This is a genomic window from Microcoleus sp. POL10_C6 (assembly GCF_036701585.1).
Lineage (GTDB): Bacteria > Cyanobacteriota > Cyanobacteriia > Cyanobacteriales > Microcoleaceae > Microcoleus.
Genome location: NZ_JAUBRB010000024.1, coordinates 1 through 18,738, shown reverse-complemented (window position 1 = coordinate 18,738; position 18,738 = coordinate 1). Strand labels below are relative to the sequence as shown.

Annotated in this window: 22 protein-coding genes; 15 read left to right on the top strand and 7 right to left on the bottom strand. The window is 47.1% G+C overall.

Annotation, left to right across the window (positions count from 1 at the left end; genetic code table 11):
- Positions 1 to 46: 46 nt before the first annotated feature.
- Both QUA34_RS15400 and QUA34_RS15395 read right to left on the bottom strand, forming a co-directional pair.
- Positions 47 to 1,453, bottom strand: coding sequence for a hypothetical protein (locus QUA34_RS15400; protein ID WP_333387954.1), 1,407 nt, complete (start codon positions 1,451 to 1,453; stop codon positions 47 to 49).
- Positions 1,454 to 1,562: 109 nt separating this feature from the next.
- Positions 1,563 to 2,777, bottom strand: a complete 1,215-nt coding sequence (locus QUA34_RS15395) for a DUF4331 domain-containing protein (RefSeq protein WP_333387951.1) — start codon at positions 2,775 to 2,777, stop codon at positions 1,563 to 1,565.
- 191 nt (positions 2,778 to 2,968) lie between these two features.
- Here QUA34_RS15395 and QUA34_RS15390 point away from each other — a divergent pair, with 191 nt between their 5' ends.
- The 5 genes from QUA34_RS15390 to QUA34_RS15370 all read left to right on the top strand — a co-directional run bounded on the left by QUA34_RS15390 (position 2,969) and on the right by QUA34_RS15370 (position 6,412).
- Positions 2,969 to 3,181 carry a hypothetical protein gene (locus QUA34_RS15390; protein ID WP_333387949.1) on the top strand — a complete coding sequence of 71 codons (213 nt, stop codon included), beginning with the start codon at positions 2,969 to 2,971 and terminating at the stop codon, positions 3,179 to 3,181.
- A gap of 216 nt (positions 3,182 to 3,397) precedes the next feature.
- Positions 3,398 to 3,967, top strand: a complete 570-nt coding sequence (locus tag QUA34_RS15385; protein WP_333387947.1) for a sigma-70 family RNA polymerase sigma factor — start codon at positions 3,398 to 3,400, stop codon at positions 3,965 to 3,967.
- Positions 3,968 to 4,117: 150 nt separating this feature from the next.
- Positions 4,118 to 4,732 carry a cupin domain-containing protein gene (locus QUA34_RS15380; RefSeq protein WP_333387944.1) on the top strand — a complete coding sequence of 205 codons (615 nt, stop codon included), beginning with the start codon at positions 4,118 to 4,120 and terminating at the stop codon, positions 4,730 to 4,732.
- A 164-nt stretch (positions 4,733 to 4,896) separates the two neighbouring features.
- Positions 4,897 to 5,394 carry a DUF732 domain-containing protein gene (locus tag QUA34_RS15375; RefSeq protein ID WP_333387941.1) on the top strand — a complete coding sequence of 166 codons (498 nt, stop codon included), beginning with the start codon at positions 4,897 to 4,899 and terminating at the stop codon, positions 5,392 to 5,394.
- A gap of 199 nt (positions 5,395 to 5,593) precedes the next feature.
- Positions 5,594 to 6,412 (top strand): hypothetical protein, encoded by an 819-nt coding sequence (locus tag QUA34_RS15370; protein ID WP_333387939.1) that lies wholly within the window; start codon positions 5,594 to 5,596, stop codon positions 6,410 to 6,412.
- A 92-nt stretch (positions 6,413 to 6,504) separates the two neighbouring features.
- Here the strand turns inward: QUA34_RS15370 and QUA34_RS15365 are convergent, their stop codons facing one another.
- Positions 6,505 to 7,092, bottom strand: a complete 588-nt coding sequence (locus QUA34_RS15365) for an acireductone dioxygenase (protein ID WP_333080773.1) — start codon at positions 7,090 to 7,092, stop codon at positions 6,505 to 6,507.
- A gap of 356 nt (positions 7,093 to 7,448) precedes the next feature.
- Here QUA34_RS15365 and der point away from each other — a divergent pair, with 356 nt between their 5' ends.
- The 8 genes from der (at position 7,449) to QUA34_RS15325 (ending at position 13,975) form a co-directional block, all read left to right on the top strand.
- On the top strand, positions 7,449 to 8,810 hold the full coding sequence (gene der / locus QUA34_RS15360) for a ribosome biogenesis GTPase Der (RefSeq protein WP_333387937.1): 1,362 nt from the start codon (positions 7,449 to 7,451) through the stop codon (positions 8,808 to 8,810).
- 166 nt (positions 8,811 to 8,976) lie between these two features.
- Positions 8,977 to 9,972 (top strand): energy-coupling factor transporter transmembrane protein EcfT, encoded by a 996-nt coding sequence (locus QUA34_RS15355; RefSeq protein ID WP_333387935.1) that lies wholly within the window; start codon positions 8,977 to 8,979, stop codon positions 9,970 to 9,972.
- Between the two features lie 166 nt (positions 9,973 to 10,138).
- The gene (gene acpS, locus QUA34_RS15350) at positions 10,139 to 10,597 is read left to right on the top strand and encodes a holo-ACP synthase (RefSeq protein WP_333321451.1); all 459 of its coding nucleotides are present in this window, start codon (positions 10,139 to 10,141) and stop codon (positions 10,595 to 10,597) included.
- 42 nt (positions 10,598 to 10,639) lie between these two features.
- Entirely contained in the window at positions 10,640 to 10,909 is a 270-nt protein-coding gene (gene pipX, locus QUA34_RS15345; protein WP_333058020.1) for a transcriptional coactivator PipX, read from the top strand.
- A 72-nt stretch (positions 10,910 to 10,981) separates the two neighbouring features.
- A complete protein-coding gene (locus QUA34_RS15340; protein ID WP_333387932.1) occupies positions 10,982 to 11,647 on the top strand; it encodes a YggS family pyridoxal phosphate-dependent enzyme in 666 nt (221 codons plus the stop codon).
- A gap of 117 nt (positions 11,648 to 11,764) precedes the next feature.
- Positions 11,765 to 12,382: a cell division protein SepF gene (locus QUA34_RS15335; protein ID WP_333080778.1), complete on the top strand. Its 618-nt coding sequence runs from the start codon at positions 11,765 to 11,767 to the stop codon at positions 12,380 to 12,382.
- Positions 12,383 to 12,530: 148 nt separating this feature from the next.
- The gene (gene proC / locus QUA34_RS15330) at positions 12,531 to 13,376 is read left to right on the top strand and encodes a pyrroline-5-carboxylate reductase (protein ID WP_333387929.1); all 846 of its coding nucleotides are present in this window, start codon (positions 12,531 to 12,533) and stop codon (positions 13,374 to 13,376) included.
- A gap of 11 nt (positions 13,377 to 13,387) precedes the next feature.
- Positions 13,388 to 13,975 (top strand): Uma2 family endonuclease, encoded by a 588-nt coding sequence (locus QUA34_RS15325; protein ID WP_333321457.1) that lies wholly within the window; start codon positions 13,388 to 13,390, stop codon positions 13,973 to 13,975.
- 22 nt (positions 13,976 to 13,997) lie between these two features.
- On the opposite strand, the gene plsY is transcribed toward QUA34_RS15325, so the two are convergent.
- From plsY to QUA34_RS15305, 4 genes are all read right to left on the bottom strand, one after another.
- Positions 13,998 to 14,678: a glycerol-3-phosphate 1-O-acyltransferase PlsY gene (gene plsY / locus QUA34_RS15320; RefSeq protein ID WP_333387926.1), complete on the bottom strand. Its 681-nt coding sequence runs from the start codon at positions 14,676 to 14,678 to the stop codon at positions 13,998 to 14,000.
- A gap of 112 nt (positions 14,679 to 14,790) precedes the next feature.
- A complete protein-coding gene (locus QUA34_RS15315; RefSeq protein ID WP_333387923.1) occupies positions 14,791 to 16,122 on the bottom strand; it encodes a DUF3086 domain-containing protein in 1,332 nt (443 codons plus the stop codon).
- Positions 16,123 to 16,181: 59 nt separating this feature from the next.
- Positions 16,182 to 16,574: a DUF3119 family protein gene (locus tag QUA34_RS15310; protein ID WP_333387921.1), complete on the bottom strand. Its 393-nt coding sequence runs from the start codon at positions 16,572 to 16,574 to the stop codon at positions 16,182 to 16,184.
- Between the two features lie 63 nt (positions 16,575 to 16,637).
- Positions 16,638 to 17,432, bottom strand: a complete 795-nt coding sequence (locus tag QUA34_RS15305; protein WP_333321466.1) for an MlaE family lipid ABC transporter permease subunit — start codon at positions 17,430 to 17,432, stop codon at positions 16,638 to 16,640.
- A 186-nt stretch (positions 17,433 to 17,618) separates the two neighbouring features.
- On the opposite strand from QUA34_RS15305, the gene QUA34_RS15300 reads away from it, so the two are divergent.
- Both QUA34_RS15300 and QUA34_RS15295 read left to right on the top strand, forming a co-directional pair.
- Positions 17,619 to 17,906, top strand: coding sequence for a hypothetical protein (locus QUA34_RS15300; protein ID WP_333321468.1), 288 nt, complete (start codon positions 17,619 to 17,621; stop codon positions 17,904 to 17,906).
- A 252-nt stretch (positions 17,907 to 18,158) separates the two neighbouring features.
- Positions 18,159 to 18,602 (top strand): Hsp20/alpha crystallin family protein, encoded by a 444-nt coding sequence (locus QUA34_RS15295; RefSeq protein WP_333036736.1) that lies wholly within the window; start codon positions 18,159 to 18,161, stop codon positions 18,600 to 18,602.
- The last annotated feature ends 136 nt before the right edge of the window (positions 18,603 to 18,738 follow it).

Genomic DNA, 18,738 nt, shown 5'->3' with positions numbered 1-18,738 from the left:
GTTTCAACCCCTGGTGGGCTGGGGGAGTTGCAGCTATTAGCTAATCTCAAAATTCATAACTTCCCAAACCCAAGGCTTGGCGAGCTCGATCGTCAAAAGTCGGGTCAATTTCCTTGGACTTTTGAAAATAAGCGCGAGATTCAGCATCCTTACCTAAAGTCCGGGCGATCGCACCAGCCCGGTAAAACATACCCGCATCGCGAATCCCCGATCGCACTATTTCGGCCATCACTCGATCGGCTTTTTGCCATTCCCCAGCGGCGGAAAGCGCCCAAGCCAAAGTATCAAGCGTCACAGCATCCCGCCGAATTTTCACCTCCTCCTGCATTAACGCCAGCGCTTCCGCGACATCCTGCGATCGACCTTTTTCCAGCAGCAAACTCGCCAAATCCCTGCGGTGGCCAAAACCGCCAGATCCAGAAACCTGTTCCTGTCGCAGCCCCGCTTCTGCTTTGTCCCGAAGTCGCCGGGATTCGATCGCATCTCCCTGCAAATCCTTCACCCTCGCCATACCGCGATCGACAATGCGATCGAACACAGTCTCAACCCCGCCAGAATACGCATAAACCTTGCTGTAATAACCTTCCGCCTCCCGATAATTGCCTTGCCGCGTCTCCAAATCCGCCAAATAAATCAGTGTCAGCGGGTATCGCGGCATCAACCGCAGCGCCTCCAAAAACAGCGCTTTCGCCTGCACAAACTGCCCGCGACGCGCGTAAAATCGACCCAAGAGCGAGCGGGCCCGCGCCGAACCAGCAACCTCTCCCGGTTCCTCCGCCGCCATTGCTTGGCGGTAATCCTGCAAAACCTCAGCATCTCGGCCCTGAGACTCTCTCACTAAAGCTCTCAAAGTGAAAGAACCCAAGTTGGGAACCCGCTTAACTAAGGCTTCTGCGGCTGCATTTGCCTCGCTCACTTTTCCCATTGCTAAGTGAGATGTAACTGAAAGGGCGATCGCATCTTCATTGTCAGACCCCGCCTGTTTAGCAAAGCGCAAAGCAGTAGCAAAATCGTGTCTGGCCTCGGCAATTCGAGCTAAAACTAACAGCGCACCTTTGTTCTCAAAAGGCAAATCGGCGATCGACCTTTGAGCCGCCTGTTCTGCCAATAAAAACCAACCTCCCTCCCCAGTAGCGCGAGCCATTTTTAAATAAGATCCCGCCAGTGACGCCCGGTTCAAACCGCTGCGGGAATCAACGGCCAACCGCTGCTGGTAAAAAGCAATCTCTTGCTGAATTGCTTCCTTTTGATTGGGATTATTTCTCAAGCTTTCCGAGAAATGATATCGATAATTAGTATCGAGATTTTTGGAACTTTTGTTAGAAAAATTATCGGAAATAAAACGCAAATTAGGAGATAAATTTACTACTACCATCCCAACTAAAGGAACTACTATCAGCATCCCCCATGAGAAAATATCCGATTTTATTTCATGTTTAGTTTTAGTTTTCATACATCCGCGTTAATCAGCGTTCATCTGCGGTTAAAAAAAGCATCTCCGATCAGTCATTAGCCAATAAGCAATGACTAATGACTAATGACTAATGACTAATGACTAATGACTAATTAGGCAAAGCCAAATAAGGAAAAGTCGGTTCTAAAGGTTTGTGTCCCTGAGCCGGATTTCCTGGAGTTCCGTTATATGAAACGTTATCGCTAACCGGAGAACCCACCAAAGCTCCCAGAGTGATATCAATAACGTCGTCCATCAGCATACGACCTCCGATCAAGCTTCCTTGAGCATTTGTAGCGCTAGCGTAGCCGCTGGTTTTTGTGGTATCGATCCGCATGACATCGGGTAAGAAAGCTCCGGCGATCGCATTTGGATCGACATTATCCCGACCGTCCAAAAGATCCACAGCATTCAGAGTAGCAACAGCTTCCTGACGCACCGGAGCAGCAGCAGCGCTCAAATCCAATCTCGGAGGAATATTATTGAATGCTTCCAGATAAGCGGGAGAAACTATCAAACCCTCATTAATTGCAGGTCTCGCCAAACGCTCGAATTGTTTGAAACCGCCGGCTCCATCCCGAATCGAAACTGTTGACCAAACATCAAAAGTATTCGCCCCAGTTCCTGCTTGCAAAAACGCTTTCGGAACGCGCACAGCAATTGTATTGACGTTGTAACCTTTAGTAAAGTCCACCGCTTGATTCGGTTGTTTAAAAGCAGTGCGCGGCCCCGTTCCCAAAGCTGCGGCGCGAACTCGGAAAAATTGTTCCACATCAAAGAAAAACGGGTCTTCGCGTAAACCCGCAAATACAGTCAAGTTAGAACCGCCCACAGGTACTGTATTCAAAACAGCATTAGAATTCAGCGGAGTTGTGGCAATTAGCCCGCCGTTAACTGTAGTCTTAGCAACAGTCTCCGAGCCGTTGCGAACAACAGTTACAGCTACCGCTTGCATACCTTGATTGTTAGGCGGACTGAAGGCAAACCGCAAGATAATATCCGAGCGTCCAGTAGGTGTAGAATTCACGTCACCTACCTGCGTGATATGAAATTGGTAGAGGGCTGTAGTGCTGAAATAATATTGATAACGGGCGACAGACCTGGGATTTGAATTCATAGTAAATACTAAATCCCCGTCCGCAGCACCGGAGTTTTGGTCTTTTTCGCGATATACATACAGGTCAGTTAAATTGACCGCGCGACCTTTGATATCTACTTCGCCGTCGTCGTGGTCGGAAGCGACAATTATCCCTGGAGTTAATAGAGCAATTAAAGCTACTTCAATAGCTAGTATGGTTCGGCGAATTTTTTTTGTGAGCTTCACAGTTAGCACCTTTATTTCAATGAAATTTTTGCACAAATCAATGGTAAATAACCCGCATTCGCGGGTTTTACTTTTGTAGCAACAGGTTGAAATCTGTCAACCTGTCGGGCTTTTGCGCTATTGCTGAGCCTTCTCCTATTGGTGGTATACGAAGGTTTGGCAATTTTGGATCTGTGCTTCAAGATAAATTTATGGAAAAAAGTGTGTTATTGAGGATTTACTCGTTCCCGGACTATGCTTGGGAATGCCTGCTCCCAGACACGGCTTCTCTCGATCGAGTGGAGCCACAGCCTCGCTTATACGGGTTCCCAGGCTCTTCTTGGGAGCGATCGAACAAAGCTTGGGAACGAGTGAATGGCGCTGTTTTGACTCTTCACGCTCAGGGATTTTTTCGTTCTGCATAAAGCGGATTGCTAAGTCTAAAAAAAATTACTAATTAGGTGGTAAAATTCCAGATGACTTGGGATTTTTACAATTCAAAGCACGACAAAGTTAGCCTAAAAAGGCATACTCCAGTTTGTACCCCAACTTCAAACTTACAATTATGTTCTGTAGTGATATACGCCGAATTTTTAATTTTGGATCTGTGCAGTCAAAACAAAAATTTTAGGTACACTGAGATGACAGGCCAGAAGTCAGGCGATGAATCGCTGCTTTTAGTGCAGATTGCCCGGAAAGACCAAACGGCATTAGCTAAACTTTACGATCGCTACGGTCGCCCAAGTTACGCTCTCGCTTACAAAATCCTGGGTTCGGTAGAAGAAGCTGAAGAAGTTGTACTCGATGTTTTTTCCCAAATTTGGCAAAAAGCAGCAACTTACGATCCTTCTCGCAGTCGAGCAGATACGTGGTTGTTCATGCTTACCCGCAGTCGTTCCCTCGATCGGCTCCGAGCGATGCAGCGAACAGTCCGGGCTGCTGAAGCTTGTCTGGAAGATGCGAAGGTACCCATCTCTAGCGTTGCAGAACCGATGGAAGATGCCATGTTTAAAGAACGCAGGGAACAAGTCAAAGCGGCCTTAGAAAAGCTGCCAAAGGAACAGCAACAGGCGATCGAACTCGCCTACTACCAAGGGCTGACTTGCGCGGCGATATCAGCTAAAACTGGTATCCCGACAGGTACAATCAAAACCAGAATTCGGTTGGGTATTTCCAAATTGCGTCAAGCTTTGAGCGAACAAATTTTTTAGATTGTCAAAAAACAAAATTTAAGTTGTTTAACATCAATCTAAAATTATGACCTCTCCAATCATCCATCTTGAGTGCGAGGGCAGCAGACCAATTTCCAGTTTAAAATCAACCTAGGCTGAATTACAATTAATGGCGGAAAACAGATGGAAATGATGCCAGACGAGGAATATAAAATCCTTGCAGCCCTTCAAGCTCTCGATATCCTCGACGAGTCAGAACGCGGCGTATTTGCAGAGAAATTGAAAGAGTCCCCAGAACTTACAAGTGAATTAGCTGCTTTGGAATCAACAATTGCCGCGATCGCCTACACAGTCCCCCCAGTTCCCGTCGCACCCGACCTCAAAAACCGCCTGTTTCAGCGCATAGCCCAACTGCCACCAACCCCTGCCGCATCAGTCAATTTAAAGCCCATTGTTACCTCCCCAACGGAGGACAATACTCCATCTTTAATCGTGCGATCGCACGATGTCAAATGGAAATCTTATGGAGTTCCGGGAGTTTCGTTCGGCAAGCTTTACATTGACAAAAAAAAGCGCGAAATTACCTGCTTGATGCGACTAGAACCTGGAGTAACATTTCCCATCCACCGACACGCTGCCTCGGAGGAAGTGCTTGTATTAGAAGGAGACTTAATTGTAGAAGGGGAAATTTGCCATCAAGGCGACTACATTCGATCGCTTCCCGGTTCCACACATTCGCCCGTCACACAAGGGGGATGTTTGCTGTTAATGAAAACTTCCCTAGACAACGAAATGTTCGTCTGATATTATTTTTGTGGAATTGCCGACTGCTTGGAGGGCGGGGTTATGTAGATTTTTATTAGAAGTATAGATTGTTGGTGAAACCAGCCCTACAATTATTTCGGTTAATTTACCGGACACGCTCTAATTCAAAAACACCCGCATTGCTCAGCATTCGGCGGTTAGAAATGCTAAATATATCACGTAATTCCATGCTAAATTACTCGCGTTTAACTGCTGTTATGTCCGCCGTTATTATACAATTTGTACCCAGCAACCAAAGCGCGATCGCCCAAGAACGCGAAGGATGTTTTCTGGTTAATTCAGTGGGAGAAGTAATTAACTTAAGTTTGTTGTGTTCGCCTCAAGAATCCGACATTAAGCTGACAGGAAACGATGGGAAATTTCTCGAAGACTATAAACGCTTAGCAAAAAGCTACTCTCCCGAAGCAACGGATAATTTACTGCAAGCAATCCAAAGGGCCCCTGGTCAAAAAATTGCGGCCGCTAAAAGAATGTGTGCGGAAGCAAAATCGGGAGTTTCTCTGCCGGAAGTTAAATTAAGAGCGATCGGGCAAGCTGTCAGTATCGAAAATCCAACTGCCAAAGAAAGTTTTCTCGCCGAGGCCGATATTATTACCACTCTTGCCGCCAATCATTATTGCCCGGAATTAGCCAGTAAGTAATATCATGAAATCTGTAGGGACACGGTAAGGCAGCATCTCAGTTTTGATTTTACAGGATTGCAAGGGGGACATTCGCACTTCTAAAAAACCCTTTTTACAAAACTGAGATTCTCCCACGGTAATACGGCGTCTTTACTGGCAGTTACAATATTAATTGTTATTTTGTCGGGCAACGATCCATGAAATTACCGGACATGAGATGAAACATTTAAAATCAAGTTCCGCCGACTTGCGGGATTTATTCAAAGACAGCATTACAGTTAAATATCTCGCGGAACCGCTGAAAGCTGTCCCAGCTTGCGAAGACGCAGCCAAATTGCGATCGTGGATGGAGGCCCGGGATTTTGACGTGCTCGGTATCGAAGAAAATGGCACGGTTTGCGGGTATGTAGAACGATCGCACTTAAAGACAGGCAAGTGCAGCGACTACCAGCAAATTTTTCACCCCTCCCAATTAATTGCCGCTGCCACTCCTTTAATGGAATTGCTGCCGCTGCTGCGAGAAAAACCGAGATTATTTGTATTGGAAAGCAACAGGATCAACGGGATCGTTACCTGCGGCGATTTACAAAAAGCACCAGTGCGGATGCTGCTGTTTGGATTGGTGACGCTTCTGGAAATGAATTTATTGCGGATCGTGCGGATTTACTTTCCCCAAGATTCTTGGCAGAAATTGCTTAAGGGCGATCGCATTTTAGCAGCAAAACACCTTTGGGAATTGGGGCGATCCAGAAATGAAGCAATTGACTTAATTGATTACCTGCAATTCTGCGACAAGCGAGATTTAATCCTGACTTCTGCTGAAATAGTCGATCGGCTGGGGCTCAAATCCAAACGCTACGGGGAGCGTTTTTTAAAGTCAGCAGAAGCATTGAGAAACAAATTAGCTCACGCTCAAGATTTAATCAACGGTTCTTCGTGGCCGGAAGTAATTTTTTTAGCTCAAGAAATAGAAGCGCTTTTGCAGCGTTGCGAAGAAATTGAAATGGCCGCACCTAATGAAGTAGAGAGCATTTAATTCTCGTCTTTTAGAGAGATACTTTGTTTGTATTGTTGCCATTTCACTCGCCTATTTTGATAGAGAAAGGTGCGCCGAAGCGCACCCTAGATTTAGTTTTTAATTTTTAGTTTCCTGTTAGTATACTGAGGAACCCAGCCTTGAGCGGTGGTGTAATACTGCAAGGCTTTCAAGTACAACGACGGAGTGAGATAAAACCAATGTTCGGTATTGGCAGGTACTTTAATGTATTCTTCAGCTTGCAGCATTAATTGTACCTGAGAGCCGTTAGAATACACAAACCCAAAAACGCATTCCCCAGCTAAAATGTGAAGAACTTCTGCATCTGTGTGGGTGTGAGTGCGATCGCTTTGAGTCATCAGCGCGTAAATCTGCTGCGAACCTGGATGCAGCACTTTCAAGTCGCACCACTTATATCCGCTGGCGCGCTTAAACTCTTCAAACTCGCTATTAAATGCTCCGAGAATCTGCTGTTTTTCTGTAACATTGAGAATGTCTTGAACTAGCAGTTCCTGAAAGGCCGGATTTTTGTTTGTGGGCAGGGAATCGATCTCAATATTTAAAACGGCCAGTTGACTCGCGATCGCCCGGATATCCGTATATGTTCTACCGTCTTCTAGTTGCAGAACAGCCATATTACCACCTAATGTTTTGAGCTTTGAGGGAAATTTAGTTTCCATTTTTAAGCTGCTGTTTTAAGCTTTCGTCAAAAACTAAACTCCTGCTTTTTTTCAATAATAGCCGATCGCTAAAATCCTATATCTACCTTCATAATCATCAAAGAATTACCACAGATGAGATGATTTGTTGAGTTATTTAAGTTTTATTTCTAATTCTCAGAGTGGGGCTGGGAATGCAGATCCATAGGCTGTGGCTATTTTTTAGGGTTCGATGTTTAAACAGGCGATCGGTAAAACACCGCCTACAGCATGAAAAGAGAGAAACACAGCCTCAATCTATAAAAATCTCGTCAGATTAGCTTACAATACAAGACTAAAGCTCAAAATTACGGCGCAGCCTCATTGCTGCTACTTTTATGTCTCTACCTATAGTTGCTATTATTGGACGCCCCAATGTAGGCAAATCGACGATCGTCAACCGTTTAGCCAACACCCAAGACGCGATCGTCCACGACGAACCAGGAATCACGCGCGATCGCACTTACAGACCAGCATACTGGGGCGATCGGGAATATCAAGTCGTAGACACCGGCGGGCTAGTATTCGACGACGAGACAGAATTTCTGCCTTTAATTCGCGAACAAGCCATGGCGGCCCTCGCAGAAGCCAGCGCAGCCATTTTCGTAGTAGACGGAAAAACTGGACTCACCGGCGGCGACGAAGCGATCGCATCTTGGCTGAGACTGCAAAAAGTCCCAGTCATTCTCGCCGTCAACAAATGCGAATCGGAAAATACAGGACTCACCCAAGCAGCCGACTTTTGGCAATTGGGAATGGGAGAACCTTACCCAATTTCCGGCATTCACGGCAACGGCACCGGCGAATTGCTTGACAAATTAATTACTTACCTTCCCACGGAAGTATTACCAGAAGTTGAGGAAATTAAAGTAGCAATTATCGGTCGTCCCAACGTCGGAAAATCGAGTTTGTTAAACGCATTTCTAGGAGAAAATCGCGCCATAGTCAGCCCGATTTCCGGCACAACCCGCGACGCGATCGACACCTTAGTAGAACGCAACGGTAAAACCTACCGCCTGATTGACACAGCCGGAATTCGCAAAAAGAAAAACGTCGAATACGGCGCAGAATTTTTTGGTATCAACCGCGCTTTCAAAGCCATCCGCCGCGCCAATGTCATACTGTTAGTAATTGACGCAATTGACGGCGTTACGGATCAAGACCAAAAATTAGCCGATCGCATCAGCCAAGAAGGTCGCGCCTGCATCATAGTCGTCAACAAATGGGATGCCGTAGAAAAAGACTCCGACACCATCTACGAGTACGAAAGAGAAGTCAGAACCCGACTTTATTTCCTCGACTGGGCAGAAATGATTTTTGTTAGCGCCATGAGTGGACAGCGAGTTGAAAAAATCATTGAATTAGTAGACAAAGCCTCCGACGAGCACAAACGTCGCGTCCCTACCGCCGTCATTAACGAAGTCATAGAAGAAGCCACAACCTGGCACTCAGCCCCAGTTACCCGCCAAGGAAAACAAGGCAAAATCTACTACGGTACTCAAGTGCGATCGCAGCCACCGACAATCGCCCTATTCGTCAACGATCCCAAACGCTTCACCGAAAACTACCGCCGCTACATGGAAAGCCAATTCCGCAAACACCTAGGCTTTACCGGTACACCAATGCGGCTACTTTGGAGAGGCAAAAAAGTTCGTGCCACAGAAATGAGCACAACAAACAGAGCACTGCGCGTCAAGTAATTTTCGATTTTAGATTCAATAAAAAACGCAATTTAACGACCAAAGCAAATTGCGTTTTTTTCTCTGCTCTTCCTTCTCTGCTCTTCCTTCGCTTCTTCGCGGTTCAATAAATTATTATTAATAATCGACAATCTAAAATCTAAAATCTAAAATCTAAAATCCCCAAATGGACTTACTTAGATCGCTCCCCATAGGACTTTACCTAGAACAGCCCGTAACCTGGCTTCACCGACTAGACTCCCGCGTAAAACTAGCCTGGCTGATGACATTTCTGATTGCGCCAATACTCGCCAATCCCATCTGGCGGTTGATGCTAGTAGGAATGTTAATCGTACTGACACTAACAGCAGCAATTCCCTTGCGCGTGTGGAAACAGCAAATGGGAATGCTGCTGCTATTCTGCCTATTAGTATTTTGCCTCAGCGCGATCGCCCCCGACGGACTCCCCGCAGAACACCAGCCCCGCATCCCCGCCGACGAATTAACCTTTTCCCAACAGCCCGCAACTCTTCGGGCCCCTCAAAAGCCCAAACCCTGGTACCAATCTTTTAACTTAGGCTCAAACTCCCCAATCCTCAATTCCAAAGCCCAAAGCCCAAATCAACTCCCCCAACCCACAAACTACCGTTACGTTGTATTCAAACAAGGCCCGATTAAAATCACCCGCAAATCCCTAGATTTAGCTATCAACGTCAGCACCCTATTTTTCACAGTAATTTACAGCACCAACCTCTACCTTCTCACCACAGCCAGCGAAGAAATTACCGCCGCCCTTGAAAACTTAATGCAGCCCTTGCGCCGCTTGAATTGGCCTATTACCGAAATAGCCTTAACATTAACTTTATCTTTGCGATTCATTCCCCTAGTATTGGAAGAAATACAAAATTTAGTGCGATCGGTCAGAACCAGAGCGATAAACTGGAAAAAACTCGGATTTCGCAGCGCCGCTCAAGTTTGGTTGATGATAGCAGAGCGGCTGTTAGAAAACTTGCTCCTACGAGCTGAACAAATTGCTAGCGCCATGAAAGTTCGCGGCTTCACCAGTCCCGATCGACACCGGGTAGAATGGCACCAGTTGCAATTGAAAATCCGAGACTGGATAGCCCTCGGCTGCTTGCTCGTCCTCTGGAGCGCCCGCTTCGTTTGGGGTTGGGACAGTTGAGATTTTAGATTTTAGATTTTAGATTTTAGATAGAATAATTTTGAAGAATTGGGAATGAGTGATGAAGCTCGTCGTTTGGAGCACGGGCCTAGAGTTGAGTAAGTTTTGTCTGCTACGCGACAGTCCTGCTAAAGTAATGGAGACAAATATTTAGAGAACCAAGACCTTGAACATCTATCTTGGGACAGATATCGTATATGTTCCGCGCATTCAAGCCGTATTAGACCGGTTTGGCGATCGCTTCCTCGAAAAAGTTTACACACCCGCCGAACAAAGGGATTGCGGGCAACTAAATTCTCAACACAGCAGCATTAAAGGTAAAATGAATCGAGTTTCCTGCAACCAACTAGCGGGGCGCTGGGCAGCAAAAGAAGCCGTTGTCAAAGCTCTAGGCACGGGATGGCGGGGAATACGGTATGCAGATGTGGAAATTCGGCGCTCCGAAAACGGTGCTCCCAATGTGCAACTGCACGGAACCGCAGCAGCACAAGCCTCTGTTTGGGGAGATTGCCAGTGGCAGTTGAGCCTCAGCCATGACGGAGACTATTGCACGGCTACGGCGATCGCCCTTTGTAGCCCGCCGTCAAACAACGCCGTCGGGCGATCGAGCGAAACTAAAATCTAAAATCTAAATCTTTAATCTAAAATTGATCGATTGTGAGCGTGAATGACTACCGAAACTTACCTGAATCATCCAAACTTTGGCCTCCTCTTCAGGGTATCCCAGGTTGAAGACAGCCAAGAATTATTTACCACCCTATACGCCCAGCGCCTGTTTTTTTTGGTGACAAACGGCCCTGGCGGGCTGAGATTTGAACCAATCAGCCGCTCCGACGCTCGCCTCATGGTTGAAATTCGCCTGCGAACCCTGCGTCGCAGCGGTCAATATCACGAGTACGACCAATTGCAGACCATTCACCAGCGCACATTTCAATAACGAAAATCAGTAATTTGGTAATTGGTAACTGTCTTAATTTTCCTTCCCTCCCGTCAAGAGCGTTGAGTACCCATGACCATAGCCTCTCGAATTAACAGCATTCGCCAACACTTGCCGGACTCAGTGCGGTTAATTGCCGTTACCAAACAGGTACCGACTGATGCTATCCGCGAAGCATACGACGGCGGTATCCGGGATTTTGGCGAGAGTAAGGTTCAAGAGGCTGCCGAAAAACAAAGCCAACTGCAAGATTTGCCGGATATCAACTGGCACTTAATCGGGCACTTGCAAGCCAACAAAGCTGCCAAGGCCCTAGAGCATTTCCAGTGGATTCACTCTCTCGACAATTTAAAACTCGCTCAGCGACTTTCGCGCTTGGCGGGGGAAATGTCCTCCTCTCCACAAGTCTGCCTGCAAGTCAAAATGTTGCCCGACCCGGACAAATACGGCTGGAGCGTTCCAGAACTGCTAGCCGACCTTCCAGAACTCAACAAATGTCAGCATATCAAAATTCAAGGTTTGATGACAATTCCTCCGCTGGGATTAGATGACTCGCAAATCCTCGAATTATTTAACAGCACTCGCGAACTTGCACAGAAAATCCAGCAGCAAAATTTGCCCTGCATTCAAATGCAGCAGCTCTCGATGGGGATGTCGGGAGATTATCATTTGGCAATTCAAGCAGGTGCTACTATGGTACGGCTAGGACAAACCTTATTTGGCTCTAGGAGGGGATAAGTAATTGAAATCTTCTGATAAAGACAATTTGGGTTAAATATAGAATAGTCAGCCACCCGCGACTAACGCGCAACGCGAGTATAGTCGGGGCAGCAAAGTCGTGAAGGAGCGTAAATCATGAATATTTTTTCTAAACTGCGAGATTTTGTAGGCATCAACAATGAGCCTGAGTACGATGACGTTTACGACGAAACGGAAGGGGAGCGCTATCAGAACTTCTACCAAGCGCCTGAACCCAACCCCGCTGCCGTCGCAGCAGCCGAAGAAGAACGTCGTCAAAATCGTAGAATGCGAGAGCGGTCAGTAGTAGGATCGACAGGTATGGATGTCGTTGCACCAACCGGGGGAGTAGGGTCAGTAATGAATAACGTGATTGGAATGCCTGGAGCTATGAACGGGATTTCGGAAGTAGTAGTAATGGAGCCGCGCACTTTTGAAGAGATGCCGGCAGCAATTCGAGCCCTTAAGGAACGCAAGTCTGTGGTTTTGAACCTGACGGTGATGGACCCAGACCAAGCGCAAAGAGCTGTGGACTTTGTGGCGGGCGGTACTTATGCCCTTGACGGTCATCAAGAGCGAATTGGCGAAAGTATTTTCTTGTTTACGCCTAGCTGCGTGCAGGTGAGAACTCAGTCTGGTGTGGTTCACGAAGTGCCTCCTGCTCAAGGACGGCCTCGTGCTGCTGCTCCTGCACCGACAGTCTGGCCGGCAGAACAAGCTCCAGTAGCTCAGTAGTCTGTTGACTGTTGACTGTTGACTGTTGACTGTTGACTGTTGACTGTTGGCAGTTGACGGTTGGCAGTTGGCAGTTGGCTATTGAAAAATAACTAATAACAAATAACTAATAATAACTAACTAATAACAACTAACTAATAACTGACTAATGACAAACATAAAATTTGGTACGATCGGCGGCGGGGTAATGGGAGAAGCCCTCTTATCCCGCTTAATAGCAGAAAAAGTTTATTTGCCTTCAGAAATAGTGGTGAGCGACCCACAACTTGAACGCCGCCAATTTTTGACGGAAACCTACGGGATTGGAACAACAGCCAGCAATCTAGAAGTTGCTGCTGCTACAGAAGTGCTGTTTTTGGCAATTAAACCGCAAGTTTTTGATACGGTAGCTTTGGAGTTGGCGGTGGCGGCCGATCGCAAACAGGGAAATAATGGAGAAACGGCTAATTCCCAGCCAGAAGCGCTGGTAGTGTCGATTTTGGCAGGAGTGCCACTCAGCAAGCTCGAACCAGCCTTTCCGGGGCGGGGAGTGCTGCGGGTGATGCCGAATACTCCAGCCACAGTAGGAGCGGGAATGAGCGCGATCGCTCCGGGAAAACTTGTTCAACCGGCTGATTTAGAATTGGTAAAGCGCATCTTTCAGGCCGTAGGAGAAGTGGTAGAAGTACCTGAGAGTATGCTGGATGCGGTGACAGGGCTTTCGGGTTCCGGGCCTGGTTATGTAGCAATTTTGATAGAGGCCTTGACAGATGGCGGAGTTTGTGCTGGACTGCCACGGGCGATCGCCTCTCAATTAGCTTTGCAAACTGTATTCGGTACGGCGAAGCTCATGCAAGAAACGGGAATGCACCCGGCACAATTGAAAGATCAAGTTACGAGTCCCGGCGGTACAACTATTGCGGGAATTGCTAAATTAGAGAGTAGCGGCTTTCGTTCTGCGCTAATCGAAGCAGTAAAAGCAGCTTCTTTGCGTTCTCAAGAATTAGGTAAATAGGTGTTAGTGCCATGCTGACTTTAAAATTAGATTTAAGTCCGTGGATCAAGTTGACAGACGATCAGTTTTACGAACTGTGCCAACATCACCCCGATTATAAATTTGAACGGAATGCAAAAGGAGAACTGCTGATGGTTCCACCAACGGGAGGAGAAACTGGAAACCGTAATATGGATTTATCCTATCAATTGCAAGCTTGGAGTCGCCAAAATCCGAATCTAGGAATTGCTTTTGACTCTTCCACCTGTTTTAGACTCCCAAACGGTGCAACTCGTTCTCCCGATGCTTCTTGGATAAAACGCGAAAGATGGGAAGCTTTAACTCCCGAACAAAAAAGGAAATTTCCGCCACTGTGTCCTGATTTTGTAGTGGAATTGCGCTCGCCCACTGATTCTATCAGAGAAACTCGAGATAAAATGCAGGAATATCGGGAAAATGGCGTTTGTTTGGGGTGGTTGATTGACCCGCAAACGCGGAGTGTGGAAATTTATAGGATCGATCAAGAAATAGAAATATTGCAGTCCCCTGTTACGCTGTCAGGGGAAAATGTTTTGCCCGGATTTGTGTTGGAACTAGGGCCAGTTATGGGAAATAATTGAAAAGGTGTCAGGCCGTTTCAGATTAATCGCTACTTGCTGTTTCCAATTTCTCTCCAATCCTCGGTTCCGTACCATTTAACAGCCGCTGAATATTGCTCCGGTGCCGCACAATTACAAACACACCGCCCGCAATTCCAAACAATACATAAGCCAGCGGCTGATGTAAAGCAAACATCAATCCAGCAACGCTAATTGCCCCGATAATCGAACTTAAAGAGACAATTCGCGATACCGCAAATACTATCCCGAAAATTCCGAAAGTTCCCAAACCTACTGGCCAGTACAAACCAAGCAAAACTCCCAAACTCGTAGCCACTGATTTACCGCCGGTAAACCCCAGCCAAATAGATTTGCTGTGGCCCAAAACAGCAGAGAAACCAGCCAAAGTTGCCATCCAAGGGATGACACTTGCAGTATTTTCTAAACCCGCGGCGGTTGCTAGCTGCTGGGTAAAAGTGAGAGAGTAAATGTAGCGGATTAGGACGATCGCACTTACCCCCTTCAACACATCAACCAGCAACACCCCCAACCCCGGCCACTTCCCCAAAGTCCTCAGTACGTTAGTCGCACCAGTCGAACCCGAACCAACCTCTCGAATATCAATTCCCAGCATCCATTTCCCCAAGGCATACCCAGTCGGAATCGATCCCAGCAGATAAGCTGCTATTAGCAATGCGCCATTTAAAATTATCCAGCTAGCCATTTTTTAATTTGATATTTCGTGTACTTTTCAAATTTGCAACCTTTCCCCTAGCATAATTAGCAATTAGCAATTACTAATTAGCAATTACCAATTACCAATTACTAATTACCAATCAAAAATCCTTAGCAGCCATCAAAGTTTGCGGATCGGCAGCAAAGGCCAGCCATAACGGAAATTGCAGGATTGACAAACTAATTAAATCCTCAGTTTCATCAATGACAATTAGTGGCAATTTGCCATCTTTCACAAGTCGATCGGCTTTTTGAGCCAAAGCCTCCGCCGACTCAAACATAATAATCCCCCTTTCCGGGCCAAAATCGCTGCGAGTAATGCCCAAACAGTCCTGCAAACCCCGGCGCCACTCTCCCAAACGTTCGGGACTGTTGGCGAGCACCAAAGTCCGCACACGCCCACCGTAGACGCTTCTGAGCACAGAAATAATTGTCGAAGTAATCAAGATATTTTGCAAGCGCGAACCCATAGTCCGCAAAGCACCCCTTCCACCTTGGGTGAAAAACCAGTTAGAAACTCGTTCCGCATGGATGGGTTCAAAAGTACGGCGGAGTTGCCAAGGCGGGCCGTAGTAGTCGGGGACAGTGCGGTATTGATCGAGGGTGCGGCGAATTTGTTTGGCTTGTTCTTGAAATCCCTGTTCGGCAAATTTGGGATTTACCGGTGCTGAGGATTGAGACTCCTCAGCAGCAATTTGCTTGGGTGTCTCTTGCACCGGCGGCGTCAAATCTAAGAGTTCGGCGGTGGCGGCCAAATCCTGCAAACTGCCTACTAGATAGTCTTTGAAACCCTGAACTCGAATTGCTAAATCTTGGGAAACGCCGGCAAAAGTGGTTCGCATTTCCTTTTGAATTCGATCGCGCCGGCGTTCTAGTTTTTCTACTTCGATTTGTAGCGCTTGTTTGCGCTGATCTAGTTGAATCAAGCCGTCTTGTACCAAACGCCCGATCGATGCTTGAGCCTGGCCCAACGCTTCTATAGCATTGGCTTTGTCGGCTTCCAAGGCGGCAATTTTTTCAGTCAAAGCTTGTTCTTGCTGCTGCAATTCTTTGACTCTCTCTGCCAACTGTTCGGTAACATTTTCTGGGATGTACGTTACCGTTTCTGCGGTTGCTGTTGGCTGGGAGGCTGTGGGAGGATCGATTTGAGCGATCGGACTTTCTGATTCGGCATCGTCGTTGTTGGGCCCAATTTGGGCGATTGCGCCTGCTTCGTCCACGAATTGGGCGATTTCGGCATCTTCCTCGTCCAACGGCGGGTTTGTTTCTGCCGGAACTTGGGCTGGCAGCTCATTTTCGTCGATCCACAAATCTTGTGTTTGAGATAGAACTTGGTACTCCGTCTCATTCACGGGTAAATTTGGTTCGCCGTCACCGCTTGGGGCGGCTGGTTGTGGTTGCGGTTCTTGGGTTGGAGATTCGTCTGAATTCATGGGAAATTTTGTTCGGCGTAGGGCACGGAAAAGTTAAAAATTAAAAATTAACAACTTTTTTAGTCTTGACGGGGACAGCGCTGTTCTAAGCAGGTCTGTAGCATTTTACGATCGAACAGAACCGGCAGAAAGTGAATGCTGTTAATTTCTTTGAAATAGAACAAAATCGGCACCGCAGGCCAAAATATCCGCCAATTTTGCCATTCTCGGTAAGGAAAGCGGCGGATTAACTTGGACGATCGATAAATGTCCAAATCTGTTGGGGTAAATTGTAGCCGGAGGGTGGCGGTTTGGTACATCAGAAACAAGCCGAACACAGAAAGTGGCAAACTCACCCACTTCTGCACGAACAGCAGCGGTACAGCCGCCAGTACCAGGACTAGGGGAATCGCATAACTCGGAGCGAGTTCGATCGTATTTGTCGGCGCAGTCGAAGAGGCAGTTGTAGTCACGGGTTTAAATCAAGGGTAGTAAACGAATGTTGCCAATTATTCATATTTTATCTGTTTCCTAGCTTACAAGCCCTTGAGTACGCTAGAACCCGTTCCCTGAAACATCAGCCAAGTCAGGAAAAAGTTCACAATAAAAATAGCCAGCAAAGCCGTCACCACCGCCGTAGTAGTCGATTGGCCGACGCCTTTTGCCCCGCCGGTGGTGGTCAAACCCCAGCTAGTGCCGATTACAGCAATCAAGCCACCGAATACAAAAGCCTTAATTGCCGCGCTGCAAATATCCCACAAACTCAGGAAATTGCGGACTGATTCTAAAAACACGCTTTGAGAGATGCCGTACATCGTCGTAGCAATCAGCAGTCCGCCGAGGATGCCGGTGACGAGACACATGATGGTTAAAATTGGCAGCATCAAGCAGCAAGCAATGACGCGGGGAATTACTAAATAGTCGATCGGGTCTGTTCTGAGCATCAGCAGGGCATCTATCTGTTCTGTTACCTGCATCGTGCCGATTTCCGCCGCAAAAGCCGAACCTACTCGCCCCGTCACGATTACGGCTGTTAAGACGGGGCCGAGTTCGCGCGTCAAAGACAAAGCCAAAACGCCACCGACGACATTGCCGGCACCGAGGTTAATAAATTCCCTCGCTACCTGAATAGTAAATACCATGCCGACAAAACCCGCAGTCAGCAAAGCAATCAGCAGAGATTCAGGGCCGACTGCTGCCATTTGATCGAGGGTGTTGCGGCGATGAATTTTGCCCTTCAGCAAGTGCAGCATGACTTGGCCGCCCAATAAAGCTGCTGCCAGCAACCGCTGACTCCACAAACTGAGGCTCGAAGATGTACTGGTGCTCAAGGGGATTTCGAGTATAGAACAACTGCCAAAAATGAAATCTATCTACAAATCTTAAACAAGTTTTTTCTATAACATTTAAGATTTCTGACAGAACTGACCACGGAGGGCGATCGCTGCCTATCGTAGAAAAGGACAAGTTTTGTTTGCTTGCACCTTTCGGCAGTTTAGCTGAATTTACTGACTCTTATGAGCATTTTTCCCAATTTTCTTCGCTCTGTACTGCTCACCAGCCTGTTGAGCTTTGTCGCCCCCTTATTGTTAATCGGTGCGGGATTGACTAGCTTTTCGCTGATCCGCTTCGTGCCTGCTCTCCAAGGATTAGGCCGTTCTGGAGAAGACCTGATTTTGCAGTTCTTAGCTACTTTCGGCAGCGGCTGTCCCCTCCAGGGTTTTTTCGTCATCGGTCTAACTTTTGGTTTGGTGGGTGCTTTGTTTGATACCTACGCTTCTTATCAGCATTCGCGGTGGAGTTAATCGAACCTTCGATTTTAGATTTTAGATGGGAATTCCTGGCTCGAATCTAAAATCTAAAATTGCTTTGTTCGGGTTGGATCGGATATCCGCACCCGCAATTATTTAGCAGTATCGATCGCGAATGTTCGGAAATGCGATCGGCTTTTTTGCGGAAAACCGAATCCCCCTATTTCGGAAGCTGGAATATATTAAATACAGGTTGAGTCAAGTGTTTCTCAACCCTAAAAACTTCAGATAGTCGAGGTATTAGTTATGGCACTTATTCGTTGGGAACCTTTGCGGGAAATGGACTCCTTGCAACGAGAAATGAATCGGTTGTTTGATAGCTTGACACCGGCAACCGATCGCGCATCTAACGGTGTTGCTTTTGTACCCCCCGCCGAACTCGATGAAACTCCCGAAGCCATCCACCTTAAATTAGAAGTTCCGGGCATGGAAGCTAAGGATTTGGATGTACAAGTAACGGCAGAAGCCGTTGCTATTAGCGGCGAACGCCGTCTGGAAACTAAGAGTGAAGATAAAGGCATGACTCGCTCTGAGTTCCGTTACGGTTCGTTCCGCCGGGTGATTCCCCTACCCGCACGGGTACAAAATGACAGTGTAGAAGCTGAGTACAAAAATGGAGTTTTGCACCTGAATTTGCCCAAAGCGGAAGCAGAAAAGAACCGCGTGGTTAAAGTTCAAATCGGTGGCTAATAATTGTTGGCTAATTGCTGATAGATAGGGCGTGCGGTGCGCGCCCTATTTGTTTTAGGTAGGGCTTGCTGAATATATCGATGGCACTTGACGTAGCCTGGGTTATGCGCTCGCGAGAGCGAGGGTAAAGTGCAAA